This is a genomic window from Chakrabartyella piscis (assembly GCA_030067835.1).
Classification (GTDB): Bacteria; Bacillota; Clostridia; order Lachnospirales; family Anaerotignaceae; genus Chakrabartyella; species Chakrabartyella piscis.
The window spans coordinates 2,716,186-2,741,174 of the sequence record CP092441.1 but is presented as its reverse complement, the minus strand read 5'-3'; the positions used below and the strand labels follow the sequence as shown (position 1 = coordinate 2,741,174).

Sequence of the window (24,989 nt, the reverse complement as noted above, 5' to 3'; positions counted from 1 at the left end):
AATAAACTATACTATATTTAGAAGCAAACTAAAGAGGGTGTTAACATGAAAGAAAAAACAGTATGTTTTACAGGACACAGGCATTTGCCAAAAGGTGAAGCATTAGAAAAATTGAAATGCAACTTAATTTCAGAAATAAACCAAGCACTAGCTGATGGTTATGATACATTTTTATTCGGTTCGGCTGAAGGGTTCGACTTGTTGTGTGGCGAAATTATTGTACAAATGAAAAAGATAATACCCATTCAAAATCCAAGAAAGATAAAATTGATTGCTACCATTCCATATGAAGAACAAGCAAAAGATTTTTCAGAGGAAAATAGAGAGCGATATTACAACCTTCACGCACAATGTGATGATGTGGTGTTTATCAGTGTTCAATATCACAAGGACTGTTATAAAAATCGAAATCAATACATGGTGGACCATAGCAGCAAAGTCATTGCCTATTACAATGGCGGTGTGCGTAGTGGAACAGGGCAAACCATTCGTATGGCAGAAAAACAAAAATTAAATATTGTCAATTTATATTAGTGTCGGCAGAAATGTCGGCACTTTTTTTATGTCAGGAGGTAAGAAATGAGAGGATTTCCAACAGAAAAACAAGTAGAAAAAATCAAAGCAATGTACCCAATCGGTACAAGAATCAAACTGCTTTCAATGGATGATCCATACAGTCCAATTGAAGTTGGAACAGAGGGCGAAATTACAGGCATTGACGATTGTGGAACGTTTCTTATGAAGTGGGGCAATGGAAGAACTTTAGGTCTTATCCCATTCGAGGATGAATTCGAGGTTCTGTCAATGCCAGATGAACCAGTGGAAAAACAATCGATGGGAATGGGAGGTATGAGCCTATGAAACTAGACATTATCATATCCAATCCAGACACGAAACAACGATTGGACATTGACTTACCAGCAAAGTATGGTGTCATTGAAGATGCACTGCTTCGATTAAACTGTGAGGAAACAATCAGTGCTAGTGGAAGAATTTTGGATGGCTACAATCGAGGAATAGTAGCTTTCTACTTTGAAAAGTGCAATGTCTTTGAACTAAACTACTTGGCAAGCACCATAGAAAACTTTGAGTATGATGAAAGCAGCCAGTTCATTGGTGGTTACTTTATCATGGATCAAAAAGAGCCAATGGATGTTCACAAAACCATAAATCTTGCAATGAATATCCAAAGCAATAACCTTGTAGTATCTCAGCCAGCAATGGATGAATATGACTTGGCGAAGTTTTATCTCGAGAATGACTTGATTCCAGAAATTGAAGGTGTCAGAGATGAAGTTTATGATTGGATTGTGGAGCATACGGATTTACAGAGCCTTGGGGAAGAAATTTGCCAGAAAGAAAATGGCACCTTCATCAGTGGCGATTATGTCACAATAGAGGAATTGGAAAGCTTATATGAAGGAGATATGCGAATGCCAGAAAGTGAAAATTATATTTTTCAATTGGAAGTTGGAGTGCAAACAGAACCCCAAAATGACAAAAGATATACCTTGCAACTGCCAACAAGCAATGCGGAGTTTCGTCAGATAATGAAGAACTTTGCTGTGACAGATGTAGCAAATTTGAAGTGCTATCAATTTGCAAGCATAGTACCTCAGTTGGAAACTATGGACTTTGGGATGGAGGATATTGAAACATTGAACGAACTTGCAGCCTCCATTTATTGCTTCAAAGAACTGAATGAGTTAAACACCTATAAAGCAATGGTGGATGCGACACAATCTGTGAATCTGGAAACTGCACACAACCTTTGTGAATATGTTGATGAGTTTACATTGCAACCAAAGGATAGAAGTTATGCCGATTACGGAAGAAGTAGATTCCAAAATGTGTTGCCAGATGAACTGTTGGAGTGTTTGGATACCGAAGATTATGGCAGAAAAATTGCCGAGAAAAATGGAGTAAGTATGACCAGTTATGGTGTATTGGTTCCCAGAGATGGAGTGCCACTGATGGAAAAACTGGCACAGCCGAAAGTGATACAATCGCAAGGCGTGAAAATGGAACAAAGTATGTAAAAGAATAGTAAGCAGAATAGTAACCCATAAGACCGTGTGTTTCGCTGTACCCAACAGCAAAGCAGGCGGTCTTTTTTTCGTTTAAGGGAAAGGAGTAGCCATGAATGAATTACAAGTATTTCAAAATGAAGAGTTTGGAGAAATTCGTACCATTACGATTGATGGTGAGCCTTGGTTTGTGGGAAAAGATGTAGCATCGGCATTGGGATATAAAAACCATAGCAAAGCACTGAAAGATCATGTGTATGAAGAAGATAAACTCAATAACGAATCGTTACTGAGTTTGGGACAACGTGGTGGTTGGATTATCAATGAAAGTGGATTGTATAGCTTAGTTTTATCAAGTAAGTTATCAACATCAAGAGTTTTTAAGAGATGGATTACATCTGTTGTGATTCCCTCCATCCGAAAATATGGGGGTTATGTGACAGAGGAAACATTAACAAGTATTTTCAACAATCCAGATAACCTACACGTCTTTCTTGCAAATATGCTCAAGGTATCCGAGGAAAACAGAAAGCTGAAACAAGAAGTTGGTGAGTTGCAAACCAAAGGCGAATACTTTGATAACATGATAGATACAGGGTTGTCGGTTAACTTCCGTACCACTGCAAAAGAGATTGGTGTGAAGCCTATGTTTTTAATTCATTTTCTGTTGGAGAATAAATATCTTTATCGTGATGTAAGAAAAGTCCTACTTCCCTATCAACACCATGTGGAAAATGGATTGTTTGAAATTGTGGAGTTTTGCAGAAATGGACATACAGGTGTACAAACCTTGGTGACAACAACTGGTAGGAATTACTTTTTGCAACTGTATTTGGATGGTGATATGGATGTTGGCTCTATATAAAAAGGTAAGGTGATTTTTATTTGAAAAAAAGTATTATAGCGTGGGTGGGTGGTAAATCAAAGTTGATGTGGATCATCAATCTGCTTGCACCCAATCAATACGAAAGAAGCATTGACGTATTTGGTGGCAGTGGCACTGTCACGTTGAATCTTGCGTGTACCAGTGCAAATCTTCGTGTGTACAATGACTTCAATGGGAATCTAGTGAACTTGATGCGTTGTGCAAGGGATAGACCATTGGAGCTGATTCGTGAGATTGGTTTTTTGGCACTCAATGCACGAGATGATTTTGAAATGTACAAAAAATTTATAGAAAAGGAGGAGTTTTCGGAGTATGACCTAGAAGAAGAACTGAAACTGACGGAAATTATGTTTGAACAGCCAAAAGCGGAGGAATTGAAAAGGTTGCTCATCAAACAAAGCGAGGAAAAAGACATCAAACGTGCTGCAGCATATTACAAGTTATTGCGATATAGCTTCAATGCAAATGCAGATACCTTCGGTGGGAAGAAATGCGATGTGCGTAGGTTTTTTGTAGACATTTGGAACTTTTCTAGGCTCTTCAGAAATATCACAATCGAAAACAAGGATTTTGAAGCACTCATCAAACAGTACGATAGAGAAATGGCTTTTATCTACTGCGATCCACCGTACTACGATGCAGAAAGTTTCTACAAAAACGAAGTGCCATTTACAAAAGAGGATCATATTCGTTTGCGAGATGTGTTGCACGAAGCAAAAGGGTATGTGATGGTGAGTTACAACAACGTACCAGAGATTTTAGAACTGTATCAAGATTTCTATATTTACCATACAACCAGATCCCATTCCATGAGCAAAAAGAAAGGTGAAGTGTACGAAGAATTAATTATTATTAACTACGATATAACGAAATATGTGAACAACGGAAGCTACCAAATGCAATTGTTTGGTGGCTTTTCTTCTGTTCAAAATGAAGGGGAATATTCTTTATTACATTCTCCAAGCCAACCATTAAGAAGATGAAAGAAAGAGGTATCGAAATGATATTCTCACATATATAGCAACAAGCAAGTAGACCATGTTTTACAACTACTAAGAACCCACAGTTATAAGCAAGCAGAGAAAATAACTGGAATCAGTAAAAGTGCATTGATAAGAGCTAAAAGGAAACTTATGCATACGAATTGAAAGAGAAGTAATAATACTTGCGTAGAATTTAATTAATATTAACCATTAAGAATAGACAGAAAAATATTATTGTGAGACATAAAAGAAGTGTAAGGTAAGTGGAGAGATGAAAATATGTTTTGAATATTATGCGTAACATACAGTATGCAACACTATCATATTTGTTATGCGATGTCATTCGGCAGACCTAAAAATTTCACACCGATTTTCCGGTATATGTTTTTTCAAAACTAGATTGATATATTGAGAAAAATTTCTATCATCATTTTCTGCTAGTGATTTAATATGTTTTATAACATCTTTATCAAGAGATATACTCGCTTTGACTTTATATGGTTGCGTATTTTTCATTTTAACACACCGTTTCTATTTTTCGATAATAATTATTATTTTATGCTATAAAACTATTGTAGTACGAAATTTAATGTGGTATATTGTAGTGGAAAAAGTAGGGAAAGTATGTAGAGGGGGATAAATATGAAAAATAAATTGATATTATTATTAGTTGTTGCTTTTAGTGTCTTTTTTGTTGCTTGTGGTGGGGAAGAACCAGTGGCAGACAATGCAGATGTTAGTATTGAAGAAGAAGCTGTGGATGTGGAAACAGAGATTGCAGAAGTTGCATCTGATGAGGTAGAACCAGAAGATACAGAAGAACCCAATGATATTATTGAGCAAAGAGCAGATGCCAACTTTAGAAATGTATATTGGGGTGATAGTGTTGAAGATGTAATGGCAATTGAAACAGATGCAGAATATGTAGGTTTATAATGGTACCGTGATTTAAGACAATTTTCGAGACAATTCTTAATGAATTTGTTATACTAACAACATCAGAAAGAAGGTGCTCACACATGTCTCGAACAAGAAGAAGTTTCACCGCTCAATTCAAAGCCGATTTGGTGATTGAGTTGCTGAAAGGCGAAAAAGATTTAAACACATTGGCTACCGAAAATTGCATCCAGCCTAACCTGTTAAGAAATTGGAAAAAAGAATTTTTATCCAATGCATCTGCTGCATTTGATGATACTCGTATGGAAAAAACGAACGAAAAATTACAACAAGAGCGTAAGGAAAAAGAAGCATATGCCAAAAAAGTCGGTCAACTTACAATGCAAGTGGACTGGCTCAAAAAAAAATCTGAAGAAGTTCTTGGACCAGACTACGAAACGAAGTATTCTCCAAAACCTTTCGAAGACTAAGGATATACCTGTATCTACAGGTGCAAAGCTGTTATCGGTGAATCGTACCAGCATCTACTATGAAAAGCCAGCGATATCCGCTGAGGAATTGGAATGCAAACGAATCATTGATCAGCTACACACAGAACATCCCACTTGGGGTGCAAGGCAGATGTCAGCACAACTGAAACAACGCAACCATAACGTAGGTCGCAAGCGTGCTAGACGTTACATGAATGAAATGGCCATTGATCCGATTTATCCAAAGATGAACCTTTCCAAACGCATGCAGGAGGCAAAGATATGCCCCTATCTATTGCGTAATGCGGTTATCGAACGTCCCAATCAGGCGTGGTCAATCGACATCACCTATATTGGAACAAAACACGGATTTCTGTATCTAACAGCCATCATCGACTGGTATAGTCGTTGCATTGTTGGTTGGGAAGTGGATGATACATTAAGCACTCATATGGTTATGAATGCGGTCAAAAAGGCATTGAAAGTAGCAACACCTATCATATTGAATTCAGACCAGGGCTCTCAATTTACAAGCAATGAATACAGAGCCTTTTTGAAGGAACAAAAAATCAAACAAAGCATGGATGGCAAAGGGCGATGGGCTGATAACATCATGATTGAACGATGGTTTCGCAGCTTCAAATACGAAGAAGCATATTTGACAGAATATACATCCATTAAGCAGGCTCGAATAGAGATAGCAAAGTATATTCACACATATAACTTTGAACGTCTTCATTCGGCGCTGGACTACCAGACACCAGCATCCATGTATTATCCCATGCAACTGTTACCAATGGCAGCATAAGAGGAGGGGTTACTCTTTCCTTTATTAAATTGAGTTCATTAAAAAAGAATTGTTTTTTTGTCTTGACAACTGAGCCATTATAGTTCTTCCAATGAAATATTGGTTTATACTACTACTATATTGGGCAATGATACAGATTTATTATATGTATTCCAAGATGAAAAGCTACTTCAAGGAGCATATATGCTGACAGAAAAACTTCCCAATGGAGGAAGATATATTCAAAGTTTTAATATTATAAAAGAATCTTTGGTTACAAAATATGGTGAACCTGTAGAAGACATAATAAGTAATTTTGTGGATCAAAGTCGAGTGGATAATGTAGGTGAATCAAGTGCTTTAGAATATGGATATGTAGCATATAAAACCACTTGGGATACGGAGGAGACTGAAATTCTATTAGGTATGCTGAGTACAAATTATGAAGTGCAAATAACTATAGCATATACAGATAAAAATACAGAGAAAGAAGTAGATACAAACGGATTGTAAAAACAATAGCTTGGGGGGATTGTAATTATGGCAATAATTAATTGTCCAGAATGCGGTAGAGAAATAAGTGATAAGGCAGCGGTTTGTATACATTGTGGTTGTCCAATGAATAGTAATGATAGTGTAAAATGTGAATTTTCATTTGCTATGTATAAAATCAATGATCGTGAATATTTAAAGAAAGCTTGTAATTTTTTGGGAAATATTTCAGGAAACATCTCCAATGGCGATATTGTTTTCTTGCTCGATGAAAATGGACACGAGTTAATAAAAGTGCCAGTTTTACAATATATGAAAGGACTTAACCAAGACTACAGTGTAATAGCTTTTAATAATACCGATGTCAATGAAGAAATGCATCGCAAAACTAAATATGTAGTAAAATGTAATTGTGGAAAGGAAACCCACAATATAGCAGATTTTATCGAAACCTTAAATAATACTTTAAGAAATACTTCTATTCGTTGTCCTAAATGTGGTTCTACTCAAATTCAAATGGTTCAAAGAAAATGGTCTATGGTGACAGGTTTTATGACAAATAAAGTTGATAGAGTTTGTATGCACTGTAAACATAAATTTTAGGGGTTACAACTTATTTAACACTCACTTTAATTGGTGGGTGTTTTTTTATATATGAAAGGAAAATAATACAATGACAAATTTACAAAGATTAAAACTTTAACTAAATAATCAAGCCTACTATACAGATGGCGAATATACAGTGTTCCTTGAATTATAAGTGGAAAGGGGTACTATTTTTTCTCTCTAATTGAATTCGTTAAAAAAGAATTGTTTTTTGTCCAGACAACTGAACCATTATAACGAGCTATTACACCATTACGGACACAAAAGAAATACCAGGTCTGATGTACCCCGATCCATCCTATGTGCCACAAACCAGTTTGAAAAATGGCACAACATTGCCACTGACAGATATTCAGTTTGATGTTATGGCAACAGGTTTGAGTGGTGATAGCCTTGTGCCAACGGAGTACAAAGCTGTGGGAACCTATTCCAAAACTTTCTCCAAACAAGTGCCAACAGGGTATACTTCCAAGGCGATATACGAGGGTGAAGTATCCAAAAATCAAGTGAATACAGTGACCTATATCATCACATATGTAGGCACAGAAATGGATGATGGATTGCCATCATATTTGATTGCAATTTCTTGTGTGGGTGGTTTGTTGATTCTTGGTGGACTTGGATTGTTAGGCTTCTTATATTTGAAATCCAAGAAAGGTGTGGATATTTACAACTTGATTGATGGGGAGTATTTCTGTCTTGGAAAACAATCCATTGACGTAAAAAATCCTTTAGTGGATTTGAATGAATTCGAGGACTTGATCCAATCCCATACATTCCGTTTCATTTTGGATAAGAAAGTCGCAAAAGAGTTGTATGGTAGAAATATTTCCATCACATTAAAAGATATGACCGTCAAGCATATGGTCAAAAAACGTAACCAAGAATACGAATTTGAGTTGGATATGGGAGGTGTTTTGGATGTGGAATAAAAGAATGAAAAGGCTTTTGTTGTTACTGCTTTGTTGTATGATGTTGCCCATTTCTGCTTATGCCTTTGGGGAATCTTTGGAATACACCTACACAACAGAAAATCCAGAAGAGTTTGTCATTGGCGGTACGTCTTTTCTCAACTTTGGTGGCGAAGTGGCAGACTATCTATATGACATTTACGATATGACACCACAAACAACCTACACATCGGAGTATGGTACAAACATCATTGTGCCAAGTGAGGAAACAGAGAATTACACCACTTATGCACCGAAAAATTCACCTGTCAGTGGTACCTATGTGGCAAGTTCCAGTGGAACAATCACAGGGCAGTCGACCAGCGAATACCAATATATCTCAGAAACCACTGAGTACGAATCCTATAACCTGTTTCAAACCACAGGTATTGCAGATGTGCGAAACGAAGATGGTAGCATTGGAACGCTCACCATTGATGCAATTGATTTGAAAGTCACTGCCTATGATGGTGATACCTACGAAGCAATGGCAAAAGGCATTGGACACGTTGCGTCCACATCTGCTTGGGATGGGAATATTGGTTTGCTTGGGCATAATCGAGGTACAAACGATTACTTTGGTGATTTAGAGGACTTGGAACTGGGTGACATTATCGAATACAAAACAACCCTTGGCACAAGAGAGTATGAGGTGGATTTTATTGGTATCATCTCCGATACGGATTGGACAAAGTTGCAATACACTGTTGATAATCGTATCACCTTGATTACTTGTGTTGCAGATCAAAGTGACAAAAGATTGGTGATACAAGGGGTAGAAATTGATTGAGTTTTCCCCATAGCTATTGCAACCAACTCATGGTAATGTGTAAGTCAAAAGGAACTGATCATATGAAAAAACAACTTGCACTTACACTTGCCATGATAATTGCACTTAATACACAGGTTTTGGCAGCAGAACGAAATATCATTGGTGGTTATGGATTATATAACCATTTGGGAGAACGGATTGGAGAGGTATTGCTCATCAATGAGAATGGAACAATCATTCACGAGCAAAAGTTAGAAGAAGTTGAAACAATGAAAGTAGAAACAACAGAAGAACAAATAACACAAACAGTATCAATCCAATCAGAACTAACCTATTCAACTTTAGTATTAACCGAGCCACCAGAAGTAGGTACTGTACTTGGAAACATTATGAAAGAAGGTGAGAACCTACCACTCAATTACGCATCTAGTTATACAGAACCCTATGCAACTTACTCCCTTGGGCAATGTGCGTGGTATGCAAATGGGCGATTACGAGAAGTGACCAATAAGCAGGTGCATATCAGTGGTGCGGCCAAAGGGTGGATTGCAAAGGCTGAAGAAATGGACGAATTTCTTGTGGAATATAACATCAATCAACCACAGGAACATTCGGTGGCGGTATACATCCCAATCAATCCGAATGACACACACCCAGGCCATGTGGTATTCATCGAATATATCGAAAGGGATGATGCTGGCAATCCAACGTATATTTATTATACGGATGCAAATGGAAAGTGCGATACAGAACTGGATGTATTTACACCAAATGTAGATGGAGTGGTACGAAAGGAGAGTTTCGAAGAATTTAGCAAAGACACCAACTTAAGATTGTCTGGATATGTTTCCGTCAATCTTAATGAGTGAATAACAACGGGAATAAATAGTTAAATCAATCAATATAACCATTACTAAGACCTTGTGCAATCGAGGTCTTTTTTCTTTGGAAAGGATGATAAAATGAGAAATCGAAAATGGATTTGCGTATTGTTATCAATGATTTTAATGCTTTCATCGGCATTGACTGCTTTTGCTGGCACATCATTGGACACAGCGCTGAACAAAGTAAATCTTTATATGAAAGCAGAAAAAGGCGCACAGCTTATGACATGGAAAGGCATCATTGATGCAGATAACTTCGCAACAGCAATGATTGTATATGAAACAGAGGATGGTGAAGAATTGCCAGCTTATTGTGCCAACCCAGATAAACCTGGGGTGGAAGAAATGGCAAGCCATACCTACGATGTAGATGTGGATCAGTTGGATCAAAACCCAGAAGTTTGGGGTGTCATTACAAATGGATATCCCTACAAATCACCAGCGGAATTGGGTGTCAGCACAGATTACGAAGCCTATTATGCAACCAAAATGGCAGTATGGGCAGTGGTGCATGATAACTACAGTGACTTGGACGATTGGGCAGCCAATGGTAGCCAAAACACAGCAGTGGAGCAAGCCATGAAAAATCTTGTTGCCATTGGACGTGCCAATGAGTATGTGTATAACACTTGGTTGGCAACAACACCCACATCACCAACTTTGCAAGAAGAAGGTGACTACTACACACAAACCTATGAATTGACTTCAAATGTGGAGTTGGAAAGGTATTATATTGTACTCAGTGGAGATGTTCCAGATGGTACAGTGGTACTTTCAGAGTCAGGGGAAGAAGTAACGGAGTTTGATGGTACAGAGAATTCCTTTTCCATTCAAATCCCGAAGGATAGCATCACAGAAGAAGGGACTTTCCGAGTTTTGGTGAAAGCAACATTGGAGAATAAGTCGGTTATGTATGGTAACTCACATGATGATACACAAGATTATTATGTTGCGCCAATGCCAACCTACAATGGGGATTCTTGGGTGGACATCGCCTATTCTGCGGATGAGGGCGCACCACCAACAACAGAAACAACCGATCCAGACGAGCCTACCACCACAACAACAGGCTTGAACATTTTGAAGGTGGATGCTGGAACAAATGATGGACTTTCTGGTGCAGTGATTCGTGTGACCAATGCAACAGGCGGTGTCATTGGCACATATGTGACAGATGATAGCGGTAGCATCAATATCCAAGACTTGCCAACGGGTGCTTATTATATTGAAGAAATTGTAGCACCAGATGGTTACGTTTTGGACGATAATCCTCATCAAGATGTGGTCTTGGAAGAAGATAGGGACACCACGGTCACTTTTGCCAATGAGCCAGAAAGCAGGTTGGAAATCACAAAAGTGGATGCAGATACTGGTGAAAATAGCCACCCATCCATAGCCCGTACCACGGTTTTTCAGCCTTACAAGCTCCGATTACTGCGTTATCCTCAATCACCGTACCTTTTGGGTACGCCTCAATCGTCTGCCTTGTTCTCGAAGATTGTAAGGCTGAAAAACTTCTGCGAACAAAAATTCTCTTATTTTGATGAATTTCGATGAAGAGGAGGATGGCATAGCCGAAGCTCTGGTGACGACGATGAAGAAGAAAGTCGCAAAATAAGAGGATTTTTGCGGGTACGGGCTATGGATGGGTGGCTAAGATGGTGCAATATTCCGTGTGGCTTTGGACGATGGCAGCAATTCCTTTGATGTGCAAACGGACAACAGCGGTGTTGCCTATCTTTCCAACATGAAATCTGGAACTTATACAGTGACAGAATTGGTTGCGCCAGATGGATATTTGTTGGATGATACACCACAAATTATCAAGTTAGTGGCTGGTGAAACCACAACACTTACCATGCAAAATCAAGCAGAACCAGGTCTTTTGGTACGCAAAGTGGACGAAGATACAGGAATGCCCCTTGCCAATGCAGTGTTTAGCATTGCAAAGAAAGGCGAAACCACCATTTATGAAATGACAACGGACAAAGCTGGCGAAATTCGTTTGGAAGGCTTGGAAGAAGGTTGGTATACCATCACAGAAACAACAGCACCAAGTGGATATTTGCTGGAAACAGAGAGCAAAGATGTGTATTTGGAACCCAACCAGTTGGTGGAAGTCATGTTTACCAATCGTTTGCGACCATCCTTGCAGATTATGAAAATTGATGCTGTGACAAATGAACCTTTGGCTGGTGCAACTTTCAAAGTCACCAAAACAGAGGATATGACCGTCAGCGAATATATCACCGATAGCACAGGTACAATCGTTATTAGGGATTTGGACGAAGCAGTGTACACTGTGGAAGAAATCTCTGCTCCAACAGGTTATATTTTGGATACCCAGTATAAAGACATTGCTTTGGAATGGGGCAAAACAAAGACATTGGTCTTTGAGAATACAAAGAATCCCACACTGATTATTACAAAAATAAATGGATTGACCAACGAACCCATTGCAGGCACTGTCTTTGAAATTCAATATGAAAATCCAGATGGTGGCATTGAAAATCTAGGCACTTATAAAACAGATGCCAGTGGTAAAATCGTCATTGAAAATGTGTCAACTGGTTGGTATATTGTGACAGAAACCATACCAGCCCAAGGATTTAGTTTGCCATCCGATCCAACAACACGCATCTATCTGTCAGAGGGCGAAAATGCCTACCTAACCCTAGATGAAACTGGAAGTGATGATAGTCAAGATACATCTACAAGTACCACCACAAGCACCACCATTACAAGTGGAAATGACTATACAGGTGGTGTGACAAACTATCCTTTGAACAGCATTGTCATCAAAAAAGTGGATGCAAATACATCTGAGATGTTGGCTGGTGCAGTTTTTGAATTGCGTCAAGTTTCTGAAGATATTTCAGGCAATTCTGGCACAATCATTGGTCGATATACCACGGATAATTCAGGGATTATTGTGGTGACAGGTTTGACCGCTGGTGCGTATATCGTGGAAGAAGTTGATCCACCAACCAACTACCTATTATCAGAAAATAGCCAACAACAAGCATGGTTAAAGGCTGATGGTACAAGTATCGTGGAGATGACTTTTACCAACTATCCATATGGTTCGCTTCTCATCAATAAGGTGGATGAAAACGATGGTACACCTTTGGCTGGTGCAGTGTTCAAAGTCACAACAGGTGATGGGACACTTGTAGGCAGCAGCAATGGGGAATATACCACAGATCAAAATGGTGAAATCTTGATTCCAAACTTGAAACCAGATAGCTATGTGGTGACAGAAATCCAAGCACCATCAGGCTATGTCATCAATTCTACAGCCAAAACCATTGACATTGGTACAGATGGCAAAACCTATACGTTGACCTTTTCCAATCAACCTTTAAGTGGTTTGAAAATCATTAAACTGGATAGCGAAACCAGAGAACCCCTTGCAGATGCAGAGTTTGAGGTGCGAAAACTGAATGGGGAATATGTAGGCGATTACAAAACAGATTACAATGGTACCTTCTTCGTGGAAGATTTGGAAGATGGGTTTTATGAGGTGACAGAGCAGAAAGCACCTACTGGGTATCATTTGGATAATGAACTAAAGATAGTTGAGGTGAAAAGCACACAAGAAACGGTTTTGGAAGTGTTGAATGAACCATTTTCTGACCTTGTCATTGAAAAAATTGATAGTCAAACAGGAGATCCCATTAAGGGTGTAGAGTTCTTGATTACTAAACTTAATGGGGAAGAAATCGGATATTACACAACGGATAAATATGGTTTGATTACCATAGAAGGCTTGGCATCTGGTGAGTATATCTTGAAAGAAACAGAGGCAGCTGATGGCTACAAAATCGAAGATACTGCAATCGAATTCACTATGATAGACGGACAGAGAACAACAGTGGAAGTGGAGAATACACCAATGTCCTCCTTGTTTATTCGTAAGATTGATAGCGTAACCAAAGAAGGTATTGGCGGTGTGAAATTCCTTTTGTATGATGCAGACAATGATCCAATCGGTGAATACGAAAGCGATAACGAAGGTTATGTGTGGCTGGACAAAACCTTGGAAGATGGCAAGTATAAACTAAGAGAAATTGAAGCAGCCGAAGGATATATTGGTGATGATGAAGTGAAAACTTTCTGGGTTAAGGAAGGAAAAACTACGGAAATCATTTGGGAAAACACACCACAAGCAGGTCAGATTGTAATTACCAAACGATCTTCAGAATACAACGAATTGACAGGCTTGCCAGCAGGCTCATCCCTTAGTGGTGCAGTGTTTGAGATTTATAACATCACTGGAAACTTGGTGGATCAAATCACATCTGATAGCGATGGTGTGGCAGCATCCTCACTTTTGCCAGTGGGTGTCTATACCATCAAAGAGGTTTCTGCACCGAGATACTATGCACTGAATGATACAATGTTGTTGGCAGAGATTAGACACAATGGAGATATCATTCGCTTTGAAGTGTTGAACAGTAGCATAGATTTGGACTTGAGTATCCAGAAAAAAGGACCAGTTCAGATTATGCCATCTAGCACCATTCACTATGAAATTTATGGTGTGGAAAATGGTTCTTCTGGCAGTATCGAGGATTTCTATATCCACGATAGAATCCCAACAGATGCCACAAGAATCCTCAAAATCACAACAGGTACATTCAATGAACGTGGTTATTACACAATCACCTATAAAACCAACTATCGTGATTATATGGTGCTTGCAGATAACTTATTGACAGAAAATGATTATGAGTTTAGCTTACATTCCAATGTGCTTGGCTTGCAAAATGGCGAGTATGTAACCGATGTGCGTTTTGAGTTTGATAGTGTTGGATCAGGCTTTGCCCAAACAAAAAACATCAGCGTATTTTGTCAAGTGTTGCCAACTATGCCTAGTGGGTATCAAATCATCAATCGTGCAGAAGTTGGTGGACGTTATGGTAATGAGTGGGAGTCCAGAACAACCAGTTGGAATACCACTGTGTTTGGACTCAATCCAACCTATGTAACATTACCACAAACAGGGTATTGATGAATCAAACAAGAATAGCATAACTTAAAAATGGCTATGGGACTTCGGATTTTGAGGTTCCATAGTTTTTTAGAAGAAAGGTAGTGAATATATGACAAAGAAAAAAAGAATGATGTTGTATTTCGGTGTTGCAGTTTTGGCTGTGATACTGATTTTTTTATTCGCAAATGAAGTCTATGCAGCAGATGTTTCTGGCGCCATTGAGGAAACTTGGAAAGCAGCAGCACTGGAAATCAAAGAGGTGACCAATCAGGTTATCTTCCCTGTGGTGGATATGATTTTGGTGATTGTGTTGTTTGTGAAACTTGCAGTAAGTTATTTCGATTACAAAAAACATGGTGAGTTTGACTTTATGCCACTTGCGATTTTGTTCTTTGGGTTGATGTTTGCCCTGACAGCACCACTTTATATTTGGCAGATACTCGAATAAAGGCGATTATATAAAAACAAGGCTCAGACCAAGCAATTAAGCAAGGTTTGAGCCTTTGTGTTTATTTAGTTAGATAATCTTCGGTAGGAGTAAAAAGCCTTGTATCAAGCAAATGCTCATAACCTCAGATTTACTATTGATAGCAATTATCTAGAGATTTCAGACAGTTCTTGCAAGCCTAACAGACTTCTATTCTGGTTTAAGCTTACTTTAACATTACTACCATCTGCAAATTTTAAAAAAGTATCATCTGCAAAAATAATGGCATTCTTCGCTGATTGAAACAGAGAAATCTTTTCTTTCTCGCTCTTGATGTATCGAATATCATCTCGCTTTTTTATTTTGTGCGTGCAGATAACATCTAAAACAGTACAACCCATTTCTTCCATATACTGTTTTAAAGCAAGAGCCTTGTCATAGCTTGCAAAAATCAAAACATCACGATTTAAGTTCTTTGCTAACTCTATTTTTCGCATTTCAAAACTTACAGAAATAGCCTTTGCAATATTCGTAAGCCACTGATTTGTTGCAGTTTCACCAATCGGCAATGCATAAACATAAGGTGTTCCAAATCTCTCTTTTAGGATGTCAGCTGCCTTTAATCCCTCGTAACTTAGCACGAGATTCACCTTTGCTTTCGAAATAGTTTCGATTGATTCAAGGTTGGTTTCAAATGATAATACAGCATTTTTATATAAGCCAAAATTTTCTGAAAGTAATTTTTCGATTATCAAAACATCAGCCTTAGCATTATGTTCCATAGCTGAAACACCTAAAATATTATAGCAATTTTCTATATCAAATTGACTAATTGCGAAGTTTGATACCAAATCTGTATAGCAAGCTTCGATACCACTGCTGTAATCCCCATTAAATCCACCTTGTGTAAATACAACAAGTTCTGCACTGATTTCATCTTGCATATAGGTGCAAACTCCTTTTACATCAGATCCAGTCATGGAAGAAACTGAACTAGCCATCACAAAAATTGCTTTTGGTGAGAACTTTTTATCAAGCTCTACTATCTTCTTCTCTAAACTTGTTGTATCACCCATAACCACATTGTTTTCATCAAGTCCTGTGGCAAAAAGTTTATTATGAACATCCATACCCATCATCATAAAAGTTTTCATTGCATAAGCAGTTGTACCCTCTGTGCCATATTCTAAAATTACAGCATTATCAATCTGCAGCAGCGTCCATAAAATTCCCATTCGATCCGATGGAGTTGGTAAAAATCTAGTAAGTGCCATATTATCTTCCTCCCATCTTTGAACGAATTTTTTGACGTATCTCTTCGTCTGACATTCGTCCACCTGTTTTTGCTTTGAGCATTTGAAACATTTCTTCTTCGGACATATTTGAGTGTTTCATATTTCCTTTACTACCAAGTTTGTTGCCTAGCATTTTTGCCATGCTACTAAACTTATGGGGGTTTTGCCCGATTTCCTTGGCTGCATCAAAAACCAAATCCATGCCATATTCATCATCTTTGCCCTTGTAATGATTGGTTTGAATGACTTTTACAGGCAAATTATATTTCTCACTTGCCTCTTTTGCAAGAGCAGTAAAGTCATCGCCGATAATTTCAACCACGCAAGTTGTAATTAGAAACAAGGCTTTGGGTGTATATTCATCAAGAAGTTCATAAACTGCCTCTGTTACAGTGTCAATACTGCCAAAAGTCACATCATTTTTATCTAATACAACCGAAAAACAATTGCTTCCATCACCTTTCATATCCAAAGATGACTTGGTGTAATAGGTGCATTCCTCTGTGCCGATAATTAGCATTGCTGCACCATCAATCATCGTTACTGCTTTCGCTGCACCAGAAAGTGGACAACGACTCATATCCATATCTCCATGCAGCATTTTTTTCATATTTCGCATAGGTTCCTCCTTAATTTTCGCTTGTTCTTGCTAGGATTTTATCTGCTAAATCATTGTAAATGGCAAGCATTTCAGAGTTTTTTGTAAACTCAAAAACAGTGCCGCCAGCATTTTCTGCTGTTTGAATGTCTGCACATCTTGGGATTTGCATGACAATATCAGTTCCAATTTCCACGCAAGCTTTCTCTACGATTTCACGTTCATCCTCAATATTTTTAGAGTTTAGAATAAGCCCTCCAACTTTTGCGTAAGAGCGTTTTTCAAAGTTTTTGATGGCTCTTGAAATATTATCGGCAGCATAAAGAGCCATCATTTCACCACTGGATACAATGAACACTTCCTTAGCATACCCGTCACGAATTGGCATTGCAAAACCACCACAAACCACATCACCTAAAACATCATAGATTACAATGTCTGGTTTGTAGGTTTCAAAAGCGTTTAGTTCAGCTAGTTTTTCAAATGCTGAGATAATACCACGACCTGCACAACCGATACCAGGGGTAGGACCGCCTGATTCCACGCATAGTACACCACCAAAGCCTTCATAAACAACATCTGAAAGAGTGATGTCATCACCTTTTTCTTTGATTTTATCTAGTACAGATGGAATGATTTTACCACCCATAAGGTTTTTGGTTGAATCAGATTTTGGATCGCAACCAATTTGCATAACCTTGTATCCTTTCAGTGCGAGTGCTGCTGATAAATTTGATGTAGTAGTTGATTTACCAATACCACCTTTTCCGTAAATTGCAATTTTTTTCATAATGATTAACTCCTTTTCTTAGTAGTGCTAACTAAAATGTTTGTAAAATATATGTGCATACGAAGATGCACATATATTTTTATGATTCATTTTCTAAATGCTGGTTAATTTTTTTTAGTATTCTAGCAAGTTCTTTTGTATCTTCTTCACCAATAGACGACATCAGTTTTAAAATCATTTCTTTATTTCGCATTTTGTTTGAAAGAAGATATTCTTCGCCTTTTTCAGTAAGTGATAAAAGTTTTGTTCGCTTGTCCTCCAAAGAGCCTTCTTTTTTCACAAGACCTTTTTTAATCAGCCTATCTGAAAGAGTTGTCGCAGTCGCTCCAGAAATACCAATCACTTGGCTGATTTTCACAAGGGTTGGTGCTGTATCAAACCTTTTATGATAGTGAGCGATAAACTTAATGACCGAAAATTCACCAGAGTGTAAAAAACTATCTTCTGCCATGCTCGTTTTTTTTATTTTCTGCAATCTTTTTTGAAGTTCATCAAGACTTTGTTCTAAATCATTTAAACTTTCCATAAGTCCTCCAATCTTTAGTAGTGCTAATAAAATAAATTGTAAAATTTAACACCACCGAATTTAATTAGTAGTGCTAAATAAATTATATGTTGGATTTAACTTTTTGTCAAGGGGTAATTTTATAACTTAGCTCCACCGAGCCATATTTTCGGCACCACACATTCGCAAAGATTTTACGAAGTCGGCTAAATCACTATATTTATTATACCATAATTAAACATCCAAATTCAACTTGGATTTTGTTAACAATATAGATAGCTATTCTTCATCTTCTGTGGTATTGTGTTTGACTTGAGAAAGGAGGTTCGGTTTATGAACGAAAAAATAATCAGCGAATTATATCATGGGAATATTCAGCCATCTACAAAGCAAGTAGTTGTTGGCAGTGCCTATCAGAAAAACCAACATATTTTAAGCGACGCTGCGGATAAATTAGAGCAAGCCTTAAATACAGAAGAAAAAGTCTTGTTGGAAAATGTGATGACCGCTTGGTGCAACCTAGACAGCATTGGAAATGAAGAAAGATTTACCGAGGGATTTAAACTTGGAGCAAGGATAATGCTAGAAATATTTGAAAAAACTGACGAACAGTTGAAGTCTATTATGGGCTGACGGTTCGTTTTTTTATGTCTGGAAATGAGGTGAAACACAATGGACTTAATCGAAGAACTATACTATGGAAATATTCAACCCAATCTGAAAAAGGAAATTCAAAACGAAAACTACAACAAAGCAATGGAATTTGTAACAGCCAACGAGGATAAACTACTCAGTCTACTTGATGGGAAAGAAAAAGATATTTTTAATCAGCTTCTCACAGCCTACGCAACCATACATGGCGAATCAGATGTGGCACATTTCAAATTAGGCTTTAGACTTGGAGCAAAAATGGCACTAGATACTTTTGCAAGTGATGAGCCACTACCCATAACCGAATAAGAAAACACCGATCCCAAATCACTGACTTAGAAATAGGTCGGTGATTTTTTTATGTTTTTTAAAAACAGACTTGAAAAATCCTGTTTGAGTGAGGAAGTAAGTGAGGGAGAAATTTTGCAACTTGAAAATTGAATGAGTCGCCTAAAGATGATACATTGCAACGACCTTGAAAAAGTGAGCGATGATAACAACGGAGAGAACCTCGGTTAGGAACTGCTTTAGATACAGCGAACACAAATAATTTAATCGACCCATACCACCAAACAAAAATTACAGTCGGCTACAAAGCCGAAGAAAAGGAGATGAAAATTTGAAAGAAGAATTAAAACTAATCAAACTCAGCGAAGTCCAAGAGGAAGAAATCAAGTGGATATGGTATCCCTACATTCCCTATGGCAAAGTCACCATCATACAGGGTGATCCCGGAGAGGGCAAGACAACTTTTGTCCTGTCTTTAATTGCACTACTCACAACAGGCACACCGCTACCAGAAGAAGAAACAGCAACCGAACCAATTACTGTGATTTACCAAACAGCAGAAGATGGACTGGGTGATACCATCAAGCCAAGACTGCTATCCACTGGTGCAGACCTTGAAAAAGTAATTGTCATTGATGAAAACGAAATTCAGTTGACACTTTCTGACGAGCGACTGGAACAAGCTATCAAAAAAACTTCAGCCAAGCTAATCGTCCTCGATCCTATCCAAGCATATCTCGGTGCAGAGGTTGATATGCACAGGGCAAACGAGATTAGACCTATTATGAAAAGGCTGTCACTAATTGCAGAAAGAACTGGCTGTGCAGTTATTCTCATCGGTCACATGAACAAAATGGGTGGAGCAAAATCTGCATATCGTGGTTTAGGCTCAATTGATATTCGTGCAGCAGTGCGAAGTGTTTTAGTTGTTGGCAGAGTGAAAGACGAACCGACACTAAGAATTGTTGCTCACGATAAAAGTAGTCTTGCACCAGAAGGAAAATCAATTGCTTTTGAGTTAAATCCAGATACAGGATTTAGGTGGAAAGGCTACTGTGAAACTTCAGTTGATGATTTGCTTAGTGGCAGAGGTTCGGTTGTTAGTAAAACCACTCAAGCTGAAAATCTACTAAAAGAAATCCTTGCAGATGGTGAACTGAGTTCTGAAGAAATCACAAACCAAGCAAAAGAGCTTGATATTTCCAACAGGACACTGAAAATTGCTAAACAAAATTTAGGCGTGAAATCTTTTAGAAAAGGCGATAAATGGTACTCTTCACTTCCAAGGGGGTAAGAGGGTAAAGCCTTAAGGACACTGCCCCCTTGCCCTCTTGTTTTTCTGTGATAGATAGAGTAACTACCCTCAAAAACAACAATCCCCATCAAAGGTTACAGCCATAGAAAAAGCACAGAGGTACAGTGGTAAGGGTACAACCATAATAGGCAAAGATACCACGATGACCATCGAGGAATTACAGCCTGTGTGAGCCTCAAAACACCTCATAGGGGTAATGCCCCACCCTCACCAAACGAGAGCCACATAGCCGATTGTTTGCCCCGATTTGGCACGCAAAATGGCAGTTTTACAGTAACCACAAGTCTGTTATTCCGTTACCAAAACACTACCGATTTACCGAAAGTTACCGACCTAGACTTTCTCTCCTTTGAGGAGAGAGCCAGCATCGCATTCGGCTACACGCCGATGCTTGCAGGCTGGGGAGAACCCCTGACCCCCTTTTATGGGCAGTAGCCCAAACCCACTACACCGAAAGGAGTTACACCAATGAAAGACAAGAGATTAAGCCTTAGAATATCGGCTGAAGATTTAGCTACAATCCATCACAAAGCTAATCAGTCACAAATGACACTTACCGAATATCTAACAAAAGTAGGAATGAAAAAGCAGATTGTAATTATCACCGATTTAGAACAAGTAGCAAGAGAATTAAAAGCAGTTGGTAGAAATCTAAACCAAGCCATTATGCTTGCCAATAGTGGTAGAATAGGGACTATTTACCTCGGTGAAACACTTGAAAAATTTACTGAAATCAACCAAAGTATCCAAGCTGTTTTAGAGCGAAAGAGGTGGAGCGATGGCAACAGTTAATTTTATTAACAGAAAGAAAAGTCAGAGTCGTGCAGGTCTAAGGGTAGTTCTAAACTACACCATGCAAGATAAAAAGACCGAACACGATGGCAATTTTTTAGTCGGTGGAATGAATTGTACACCTCATTCTGTCTATGAAGAATTCATCAACACCAAGCTACTTTACGGAAAAGATGACGGAAGAATGTATTATCACTTCGTGCAATCCTTTCCCAAAGACGAAGTTATATCACCTACAACAGCACATGAAATAGCCTTAAAACTGGCTGAACATTACAATGGTTTTGAAGTTTTGGTTGCTACTCACACCGACCGAGAACACATACATTCCCACTTCATAATCAATTCTGTGAATTTTGAAACAGGCAAAAAACTACACCAGTCAGCACAGGCAATCCCAGAAATTCGACAGAAGTCAGACGAGCTGTGTATGCAGTTTGGACTGTCCATCTGCAAGCCAAAGCAAGATAGAACCAAGGTAAAAGCCATGACCATTGGCGAATATCACATGGCACTCAAGGGCAAGAACTGGAAATTACAGCTTGCCAATATCATTGATGAATGCATGAAATATGCGTATGACAAAGAAAGTTTTATCAGCCTTATGGAGAGCGAGGGCATCAAAGTCAAGTGGACTGATAGTCGTAAAAATATCACTTACGAGCTTGGCGATGGTAAAAAGTGTCGTGACAGTAAGTTGTACGAGGAGAAGTATTTAAAAGAAAGGGTGGAAAAAGAATTTGCAACAAGACGAGAAATTATCAATGGACGAGCTGAAACAACGGAATTTGCCAATGAAAAAACAGTCCACACCGCCACCGATAACAACGAAAGATTTGCAACAGATATTGGAAAATCAGAAGGACTTGATGGAAGCAATAGAGATTATGATACGCAATCAAGAGGTGAATTATGGGGAATTGATATACACGAAACAAATACTAAAGAGGCAGATGACAGCACGAGATTTGAAAAAGATAGAGGAACAATTAGTGGAGATGAACAAGATGATATTACTGGTTGGGAAACCCAAAGAGCGTTCTTTTTTTCTTCCGAAAATCAGCTTGCCTACACTGGAATGGACACCAATGTATATCATAGTACCAATGCTGTTGGTCACTTTGGTAGTGATTTGTTACAGCTCGGTAAAGCTATGGAACGTATTACAAATGATGTTCCTGTAACCCATACACCAAAATCAGTTACTGACAAAAATGTACGAAAGAAAATGAAAGAAAAGAAAATTGCACTTGGACAAAAAGCAGATGATCATGAAGAAAGTCAAAGTGGAATGACGATGGGAGGATACTAGATGAAGGGAAAATCAAAAATTGATATAAACGAAACAAGGATAACACAAGAGATTGTTATAAACAAGGTGGTTTTTAATGTCACATCTATTTTTACAGGTACAAAAGATCTCAAAACAATTCTTACTGAGCGTGTAATTGAAAAGGTACTTGCTGGAGCAAATATTTAGTAGTGTTGGTAATAGCTATTTGAAAATGCCTGTGGTATTGTGTGTAGCTATACCCAAGCATCAAACCTATGAAAATAAGAACGGAGGATAACAAAAATGATTTATCAAGTAGGAGCATATTTACGATTATCTCGTGATGATGAGAGAAATGGCGAGAGCCTTAGCATTGAAAATCAGCGAGAAATCATCAAAGAGTATGTAGCAAAGAAAGGTTGGATTTACAAAAACGAGTACATCGACGATGGTCTGACAGGCACAAATTTTGAAAGACCAAGTTTCCAAAGGATGGTTGACGATGCACGAAATGGTGAAATCAACTGCATCATAACAAAAGACCTATCAAGGTTCGGAAGAAACTACATCGAGATTGGGCAGTACACCGATTACCTATTCCCCTCAATCGGTTGCAGATTTATAGCTATCAATGACGGAGTTGACACCCTTGAAAAAGAGAATGAGCTGATGCCATTTAAGAATTTAGTCAACGAATGGTACAGCCGTGACCAAAGCAAAAAGGTGAAATCTGCTAAGGCTGCACGAGCTAAGAATGGATATTTTATGGGTGCATATGCTCCTTATGGCTACATCAAAAATGAGAATAGAATGCCACCACTGTTGATAGATGAAGAAGTTGCACCTATCGTACTGGAGATGTTTCAAATGAGGGCTGAGGGCTTGGGATATAGAGCGATAGCAACAAAACTCAATGAAAAAAAGATAACCCCACCACGAGAATATTATTATCAGAAAATTGGAAAATCAAATCCTAAAAATGGTATGAAAAGCTGGAGTGATGTAGTGGTAAGGCAAATCTTATCCAATGAGTGTTACATTGGAAATATAGTGCAAATGAGAATTGGAACCATTTCATACAAAAATCGAAAGATAATCAATCGTCCACAAGATGAGTGGGTACGAGCCGAAAATATGCATGAGCCAATTATTAGCAGGGAGTTATGGGATACAGCTTGTAGGCTTGCAGAGCGAGGAAAGGCAATCGCTCGCAGCAATAAGAATGGTGAAATTAGTTTGTTTTCTGGATTGCTTGAGTGTGCTGACTGTGGTAGAAGTATGAAGATAATAAAGGATTCAAATGTGAAAAAAGACGGGAGTAAAAACAATCGTCATGCATATATATGTGGTGGATACTCACAAGGTGGTAAAGCATTCTGTTCTCCTCACAGAACATTACTTTCGATACTTCACGATTTAGTATTGAGTCAAATTAAGGAATATGCACAAAAAATTGAAATGGATGAAGATGAGGTGATAAGACAAATTAAGAAAAAGAAGGAGGTTGGAACAAGTAGTGAACAAAAAGCATTAAAGAAAAATCAATCCGCATTAAGTTATAGACTAACCGAAATAGAAAGGCTTGTTGCAAATTTGTACGAGGAAATGGTACTTGGGGATATTCCACGAGATACAGTGCTATCCATGATAGATAAATATAAAAAAGAACAGTTAGAAAAAACTGCTTTGCTAAATGAAATCACTGAAAAATTAAGTGTTTCCAGAGAAGTAGACAATGATATCAAGACATGGGTAAAGTTGATTAAAGGTTGTACCAACATCGAAACCATTGACCGAGAGTTGATGATAAAGCTGATAGACAAAATCATTGTAGGTCAAAAAGTAGAGGTGGATGGTGTTTTACGGCAAGACATTACGATTATCTATAACTTGGTGGGTGAAGAAATTTTACTATCCTAATGCAAGTGTCTTTTGGGATATTTTGGAAATTCGATAGAACAATGTATCTTTTATACGAGTACTACTATTGGCACAGGTTACGCCATAGCTAGTAACAGAATAGAGGGGGTGTGTATTGTTCAATATAAGGACGGCTTTTTATATACAAAATTTGTATTGCAAAAGATACAAATTCCATGACAACTTTTCGTTTGGAAGGATAAAAGATGATTAAACAAAATGAAGAAAGTGCTAAAAAAAGCCGTTTTTTATGCAGTTTTGATAAAATGACATATGATTCTCAACTTCCTGAAATTTTGACACTAAATAAAAACAAAACCCAATAAAGTCCAGTAAAATCGGCAAATCTATTGATTTTTCTGGGCTTTTAGTGTATACTATTCTT

At 38.1% G+C, this 24,989-nt stretch carries 28 protein-coding genes; 24 read left to right on the top strand and 4 right to left on the bottom strand.

The genetic code is table 11. From position 1 onward, the window contains the following. Positions 1-45: 45 nt before the first annotated feature. From MJY40_RS12425 to MJY40_RS12350, 17 genes are all read left to right on the top strand, one after another. The gene (locus MJY40_RS12425) at positions 46-534 is read left to right on the top strand and encodes an SLOG family protein (RefSeq protein WP_317854524.1); all 489 of its coding nucleotides are present in this window, start codon (positions 46-48) and stop codon (positions 532-534) included. 45 nt (positions 535-579) lie between these two features. Continuing rightward, positions 580-861 carry a DUF4314 domain-containing protein gene (locus MJY40_RS12420; RefSeq protein WP_317854523.1) on the top strand — a complete coding sequence of 94 codons (282 nt, stop codon included), beginning with the start codon at positions 580-582 and terminating at the stop codon, positions 859-861. Beyond that, positions 858-2,039, top strand: a complete 1,182-nt coding sequence (locus tag MJY40_RS12415; protein ID WP_317854522.1) for a hypothetical protein — start codon at positions 858-860, stop codon at positions 2,037-2,039. The genes MJY40_RS12420 and MJY40_RS12415 overlap by 4 nt, the downstream gene beginning before the upstream one ends. A gap of 100 nt (positions 2,040-2,139) precedes the next feature. Further along, positions 2,140-2,892 carry a BRO family protein gene (locus MJY40_RS12410; RefSeq protein WP_317854521.1) on the top strand — a complete coding sequence of 251 codons (753 nt, stop codon included), beginning with the start codon at positions 2,140-2,142 and terminating at the stop codon, positions 2,890-2,892. Positions 2,893-2,912: 20 nt separating this feature from the next. Next, positions 2,913-3,896 carry a DNA adenine methylase gene (locus tag MJY40_RS12405; protein WP_317854520.1) on the top strand — a complete coding sequence of 328 codons (984 nt, stop codon included), beginning with the start codon at positions 2,913-2,915 and terminating at the stop codon, positions 3,894-3,896. Between the two features lie 30 nt (positions 3,897-3,926). Beyond that, entirely contained in the window at positions 3,927-4,061 is a 135-nt protein-coding gene (locus tag MJY40_RS15660; RefSeq protein ID WP_416387504.1) for a hypothetical protein, read from the top strand. A gap of 477 nt (positions 4,062-4,538) precedes the next feature. Continuing rightward, positions 4,539-4,832 (top strand): hypothetical protein, encoded by a 294-nt coding sequence (locus MJY40_RS12400; RefSeq protein ID WP_317854519.1) that lies wholly within the window; start codon positions 4,539-4,541, stop codon positions 4,830-4,832. A gap of 83 nt (positions 4,833-4,915) precedes the next feature. Further along, entirely contained in the window at positions 4,916-5,263 is a 348-nt protein-coding gene (locus tag MJY40_RS12395; RefSeq protein ID WP_317854372.1) for a transposase, read from the top strand. Further along, positions 5,148-6,071 (top strand): IS3 family transposase, encoded by a 924-nt coding sequence (locus MJY40_RS12390; protein ID WP_317854373.1) that lies wholly within the window; start codon positions 5,148-5,150, stop codon positions 6,069-6,071. Before MJY40_RS12395 ends, MJY40_RS12390 begins: the two co-directional genes overlap by 116 nt. Before the next feature lie 183 nt (positions 6,072-6,254). Then, complete coding sequence (locus MJY40_RS12385) at positions 6,255-6,563, top strand: hypothetical protein (RefSeq protein ID WP_317854518.1); 309 nt, start codon at positions 6,255-6,257, stop codon at positions 6,561-6,563. A 27-nt stretch (positions 6,564-6,590) separates the two neighbouring features. Further along, positions 6,591-7,145: a hypothetical protein gene (locus MJY40_RS12380; RefSeq protein ID WP_317854517.1), complete on the top strand. Its 555-nt coding sequence runs from the start codon at positions 6,591-6,593 to the stop codon at positions 7,143-7,145. Positions 7,146-7,429: 284 nt separating this feature from the next. Continuing rightward, on the top strand, positions 7,430-8,080 hold the full coding sequence (locus MJY40_RS12375; protein ID WP_317854516.1) for a hypothetical protein: 651 nt from the start codon (positions 7,430-7,432) through the stop codon (positions 8,078-8,080). Then, on the top strand, positions 8,070-8,888 hold the full coding sequence (locus MJY40_RS12370) for a class D sortase (protein WP_317854278.1): 819 nt from the start codon (positions 8,070-8,072) through the stop codon (positions 8,886-8,888). The genes MJY40_RS12375 and MJY40_RS12370 overlap by 11 nt, the downstream gene beginning before the upstream one ends. Before the next feature lie 62 nt (positions 8,889-8,950). Continuing rightward, a complete protein-coding gene (locus MJY40_RS12365; protein WP_317854515.1) occupies positions 8,951-9,739 on the top strand; it encodes a CHAP domain-containing protein in 789 nt (262 codons plus the stop codon). A gap of 93 nt (positions 9,740-9,832) precedes the next feature. Further along, complete coding sequence (locus MJY40_RS12360; RefSeq protein ID WP_317854514.1) at positions 9,833-11,311, top strand: SpaA isopeptide-forming pilin-related protein; 1,479 nt, start codon at positions 9,833-9,835, stop codon at positions 11,309-11,311. A gap of 118 nt (positions 11,312-11,429) precedes the next feature. Next, the gene (locus MJY40_RS12355; RefSeq protein ID WP_317854513.1) at positions 11,430-14,768 is read left to right on the top strand and encodes a SpaA isopeptide-forming pilin-related protein; all 3,339 of its coding nucleotides are present in this window, start codon (positions 11,430-11,432) and stop codon (positions 14,766-14,768) included. 91 nt (positions 14,769-14,859) lie between these two features. Continuing rightward, the gene (locus MJY40_RS12350) at positions 14,860-15,198 is read left to right on the top strand and encodes a DUF3852 domain-containing protein (protein ID WP_317854512.1); all 339 of its coding nucleotides are present in this window, start codon (positions 14,860-14,862) and stop codon (positions 15,196-15,198) included. 146 nt (positions 15,199-15,344) lie between these two features. On the opposite strand, the gene MJY40_RS12345 is transcribed toward MJY40_RS12350, so the two are convergent. The 4 genes from MJY40_RS12345 to MJY40_RS12330 all read right to left on the bottom strand — a co-directional run bounded on the left by MJY40_RS12345 (position 15,345) and on the right by MJY40_RS12330 (position 18,386). Continuing rightward, on the bottom strand, positions 15,345-16,451 hold the full coding sequence (locus MJY40_RS12345) for a nitrogenase component 1 (protein WP_317854511.1): 1,107 nt from the start codon (positions 16,449-16,451) through the stop codon (positions 15,345-15,347). A gap of 1 nt (position 16,452) precedes the next feature. Further along, on the bottom strand, positions 16,453-17,091 hold the full coding sequence (locus MJY40_RS12340) for a nitrogenase component 1 (RefSeq protein WP_317854510.1): 639 nt from the start codon (positions 17,089-17,091) through the stop codon (positions 16,453-16,455). A 10-nt stretch (positions 17,092-17,101) separates the two neighbouring features. Then, positions 17,102-17,860 carry a nitrogenase iron protein NifH gene (locus MJY40_RS12335; RefSeq protein ID WP_317854509.1) on the bottom strand — a complete coding sequence of 253 codons (759 nt, stop codon included), beginning with the start codon at positions 17,858-17,860 and terminating at the stop codon, positions 17,102-17,104. A gap of 79 nt (positions 17,861-17,939) precedes the next feature. After that, positions 17,940-18,386, bottom strand: a complete 447-nt coding sequence (locus MJY40_RS12330) for a MarR family winged helix-turn-helix transcriptional regulator (protein ID WP_317854508.1) — start codon at positions 18,384-18,386, stop codon at positions 17,940-17,942. A gap of 312 nt (positions 18,387-18,698) precedes the next feature. Between MJY40_RS12330 and MJY40_RS12325 the strand changes: the two genes are divergently transcribed. From MJY40_RS12325 to MJY40_RS12295, 7 genes are all read left to right on the top strand, one after another. After that, positions 18,699-18,998, top strand: coding sequence for a DUF6809 family protein (locus tag MJY40_RS12325; RefSeq protein WP_317854507.1), 300 nt, complete (start codon positions 18,699-18,701; stop codon positions 18,996-18,998). Positions 18,999-19,037: 39 nt separating this feature from the next. Continuing rightward, entirely contained in the window at positions 19,038-19,325 is a 288-nt protein-coding gene (locus MJY40_RS12320) for a DUF6809 family protein (RefSeq protein WP_317854506.1), read from the top strand. Positions 19,326-19,635: 310 nt separating this feature from the next. Further along, on the top strand, positions 19,636-20,598 hold the full coding sequence (locus MJY40_RS12315) for an AAA family ATPase (protein WP_317854505.1): 963 nt from the start codon (positions 19,636-19,638) through the stop codon (positions 20,596-20,598). 489 nt (positions 20,599-21,087) lie between these two features. After that, on the top strand, positions 21,088-21,411 hold the full coding sequence (locus MJY40_RS12310) for a plasmid mobilization protein (protein ID WP_317854504.1): 324 nt from the start codon (positions 21,088-21,090) through the stop codon (positions 21,409-21,411). Continuing rightward, the gene (locus MJY40_RS12305; RefSeq protein ID WP_317854503.1) at positions 21,398-22,723 is read left to right on the top strand and encodes a relaxase/mobilization nuclease domain-containing protein; all 1,326 of its coding nucleotides are present in this window, start codon (positions 21,398-21,400) and stop codon (positions 22,721-22,723) included. The genes MJY40_RS12310 and MJY40_RS12305 overlap by 14 nt, the downstream gene beginning before the upstream one ends. Next, positions 22,724-22,891, top strand: coding sequence for a hypothetical protein (locus MJY40_RS12300; RefSeq protein ID WP_317854502.1), 168 nt, complete (start codon positions 22,724-22,726; stop codon positions 22,889-22,891). Positions 22,892-22,987: 96 nt separating this feature from the next. Continuing rightward, on the top strand, positions 22,988-24,604 hold the full coding sequence (locus MJY40_RS12295; RefSeq protein WP_317854501.1) for a recombinase family protein: 1,617 nt from the start codon (positions 22,988-22,990) through the stop codon (positions 24,602-24,604). The last annotated feature ends 385 nt before the right edge of the window (positions 24,605-24,989 follow it).

Excerpts from the sequence above, each read along its gene's own strand:
- MJY40_RS12425 (WP_317854524.1), top strand. The coding sequence starts at position 46 with ATGAAAGAAAAAACAGTATGTTTTACAGGACACAGGCATTTGCCAAAA.
- MJY40_RS12420 (WP_317854523.1), top strand. The coding sequence starts at position 580 with ATGAGAGGATTTCCAACAGAAAAACAAGTAGAAAAAATCAAAGCAATG.
- MJY40_RS12415 (WP_317854522.1), top strand. The coding sequence starts at position 858 with ATGAAACTAGACATTATCATATCCAATCCAGACACGAAACAACGATTG.
- MJY40_RS12410 (WP_317854521.1), top strand. The coding sequence starts at position 2,140 with ATGAATGAATTACAAGTATTTCAAAATGAAGAGTTTGGAGAAATTCGT.
- MJY40_RS12400 (WP_317854519.1), top strand. The coding sequence starts at position 4,539 with ATGAAAAATAAATTGATATTATTATTAGTTGTTGCTTTTAGTGTCTTT.
- MJY40_RS12395 (WP_317854372.1), top strand. The coding sequence starts at position 4,916 with ATGTCTCGAACAAGAAGAAGTTTCACCGCTCAATTCAAAGCCGATTTG.
- MJY40_RS12390 (WP_317854373.1), top strand. The coding sequence starts at position 5,148 with ATGCCAAAAAAGTCGGTCAACTTACAATGCAAGTGGACTGGCTCAAAA.
- MJY40_RS12385 (WP_317854518.1), top strand. The coding sequence starts at position 6,255 with ATGCTGACAGAAAAACTTCCCAATGGAGGAAGATATATTCAAAGTTTT.
- MJY40_RS12380 (WP_317854517.1), top strand. The coding sequence starts at position 6,591 with ATGGCAATAATTAATTGTCCAGAATGCGGTAGAGAAATAAGTGATAAG.
- MJY40_RS12375 (WP_317854516.1), top strand. The coding sequence starts at position 7,430 with ATGTACCCCGATCCATCCTATGTGCCACAAACCAGTTTGAAAAATGGC.
- MJY40_RS12370 (WP_317854278.1), top strand. The coding sequence starts at position 8,070 with ATGTGGAATAAAAGAATGAAAAGGCTTTTGTTGTTACTGCTTTGTTGT.
- MJY40_RS12365 (WP_317854515.1), top strand. The coding sequence starts at position 8,951 with ATGAAAAAACAACTTGCACTTACACTTGCCATGATAATTGCACTTAAT.
- MJY40_RS12360 (WP_317854514.1), top strand. The coding sequence starts at position 9,833 with ATGAGAAATCGAAAATGGATTTGCGTATTGTTATCAATGATTTTAATG.
- MJY40_RS12350 (WP_317854512.1), top strand. The coding sequence starts at position 14,860 with ATGACAAAGAAAAAAAGAATGATGTTGTATTTCGGTGTTGCAGTTTTG.
- MJY40_RS12345 (WP_317854511.1), bottom strand. The coding sequence starts at position 16,451 with ATGGCACTTACTAGATTTTTACCAACTCCATCGGATCGAATGGGAATT.
- MJY40_RS12340 (WP_317854510.1), bottom strand. The coding sequence starts at position 17,091 with ATGCGAAATATGAAAAAAATGCTGCATGGAGATATGGATATGAGTCGT.
- MJY40_RS12335 (WP_317854509.1), bottom strand. The coding sequence starts at position 17,860 with ATGAAAAAAATTGCAATTTACGGAAAAGGTGGTATTGGTAAATCAACT.
- MJY40_RS12330 (WP_317854508.1), bottom strand. The coding sequence starts at position 18,386 with ATGGAAAGTTTAAATGATTTAGAACAAAGTCTTGATGAACTTCAAAAA.
- MJY40_RS12325 (WP_317854507.1), top strand. The coding sequence starts at position 18,699 with ATGAACGAAAAAATAATCAGCGAATTATATCATGGGAATATTCAGCCA.
- MJY40_RS12320 (WP_317854506.1), top strand. The coding sequence starts at position 19,038 with ATGGACTTAATCGAAGAACTATACTATGGAAATATTCAACCCAATCTG.
- MJY40_RS12310 (WP_317854504.1), top strand. The coding sequence starts at position 21,088 with ATGAAAGACAAGAGATTAAGCCTTAGAATATCGGCTGAAGATTTAGCT.
- MJY40_RS12305 (WP_317854503.1), top strand. The coding sequence starts at position 21,398 with ATGGCAACAGTTAATTTTATTAACAGAAAGAAAAGTCAGAGTCGTGCA.
- MJY40_RS12300 (WP_317854502.1), top strand. The coding sequence starts at position 22,724 with ATGAAGGGAAAATCAAAAATTGATATAAACGAAACAAGGATAACACAA.
- MJY40_RS12295 (WP_317854501.1), top strand. The coding sequence starts at position 22,988 with ATGATTTATCAAGTAGGAGCATATTTACGATTATCTCGTGATGATGAG.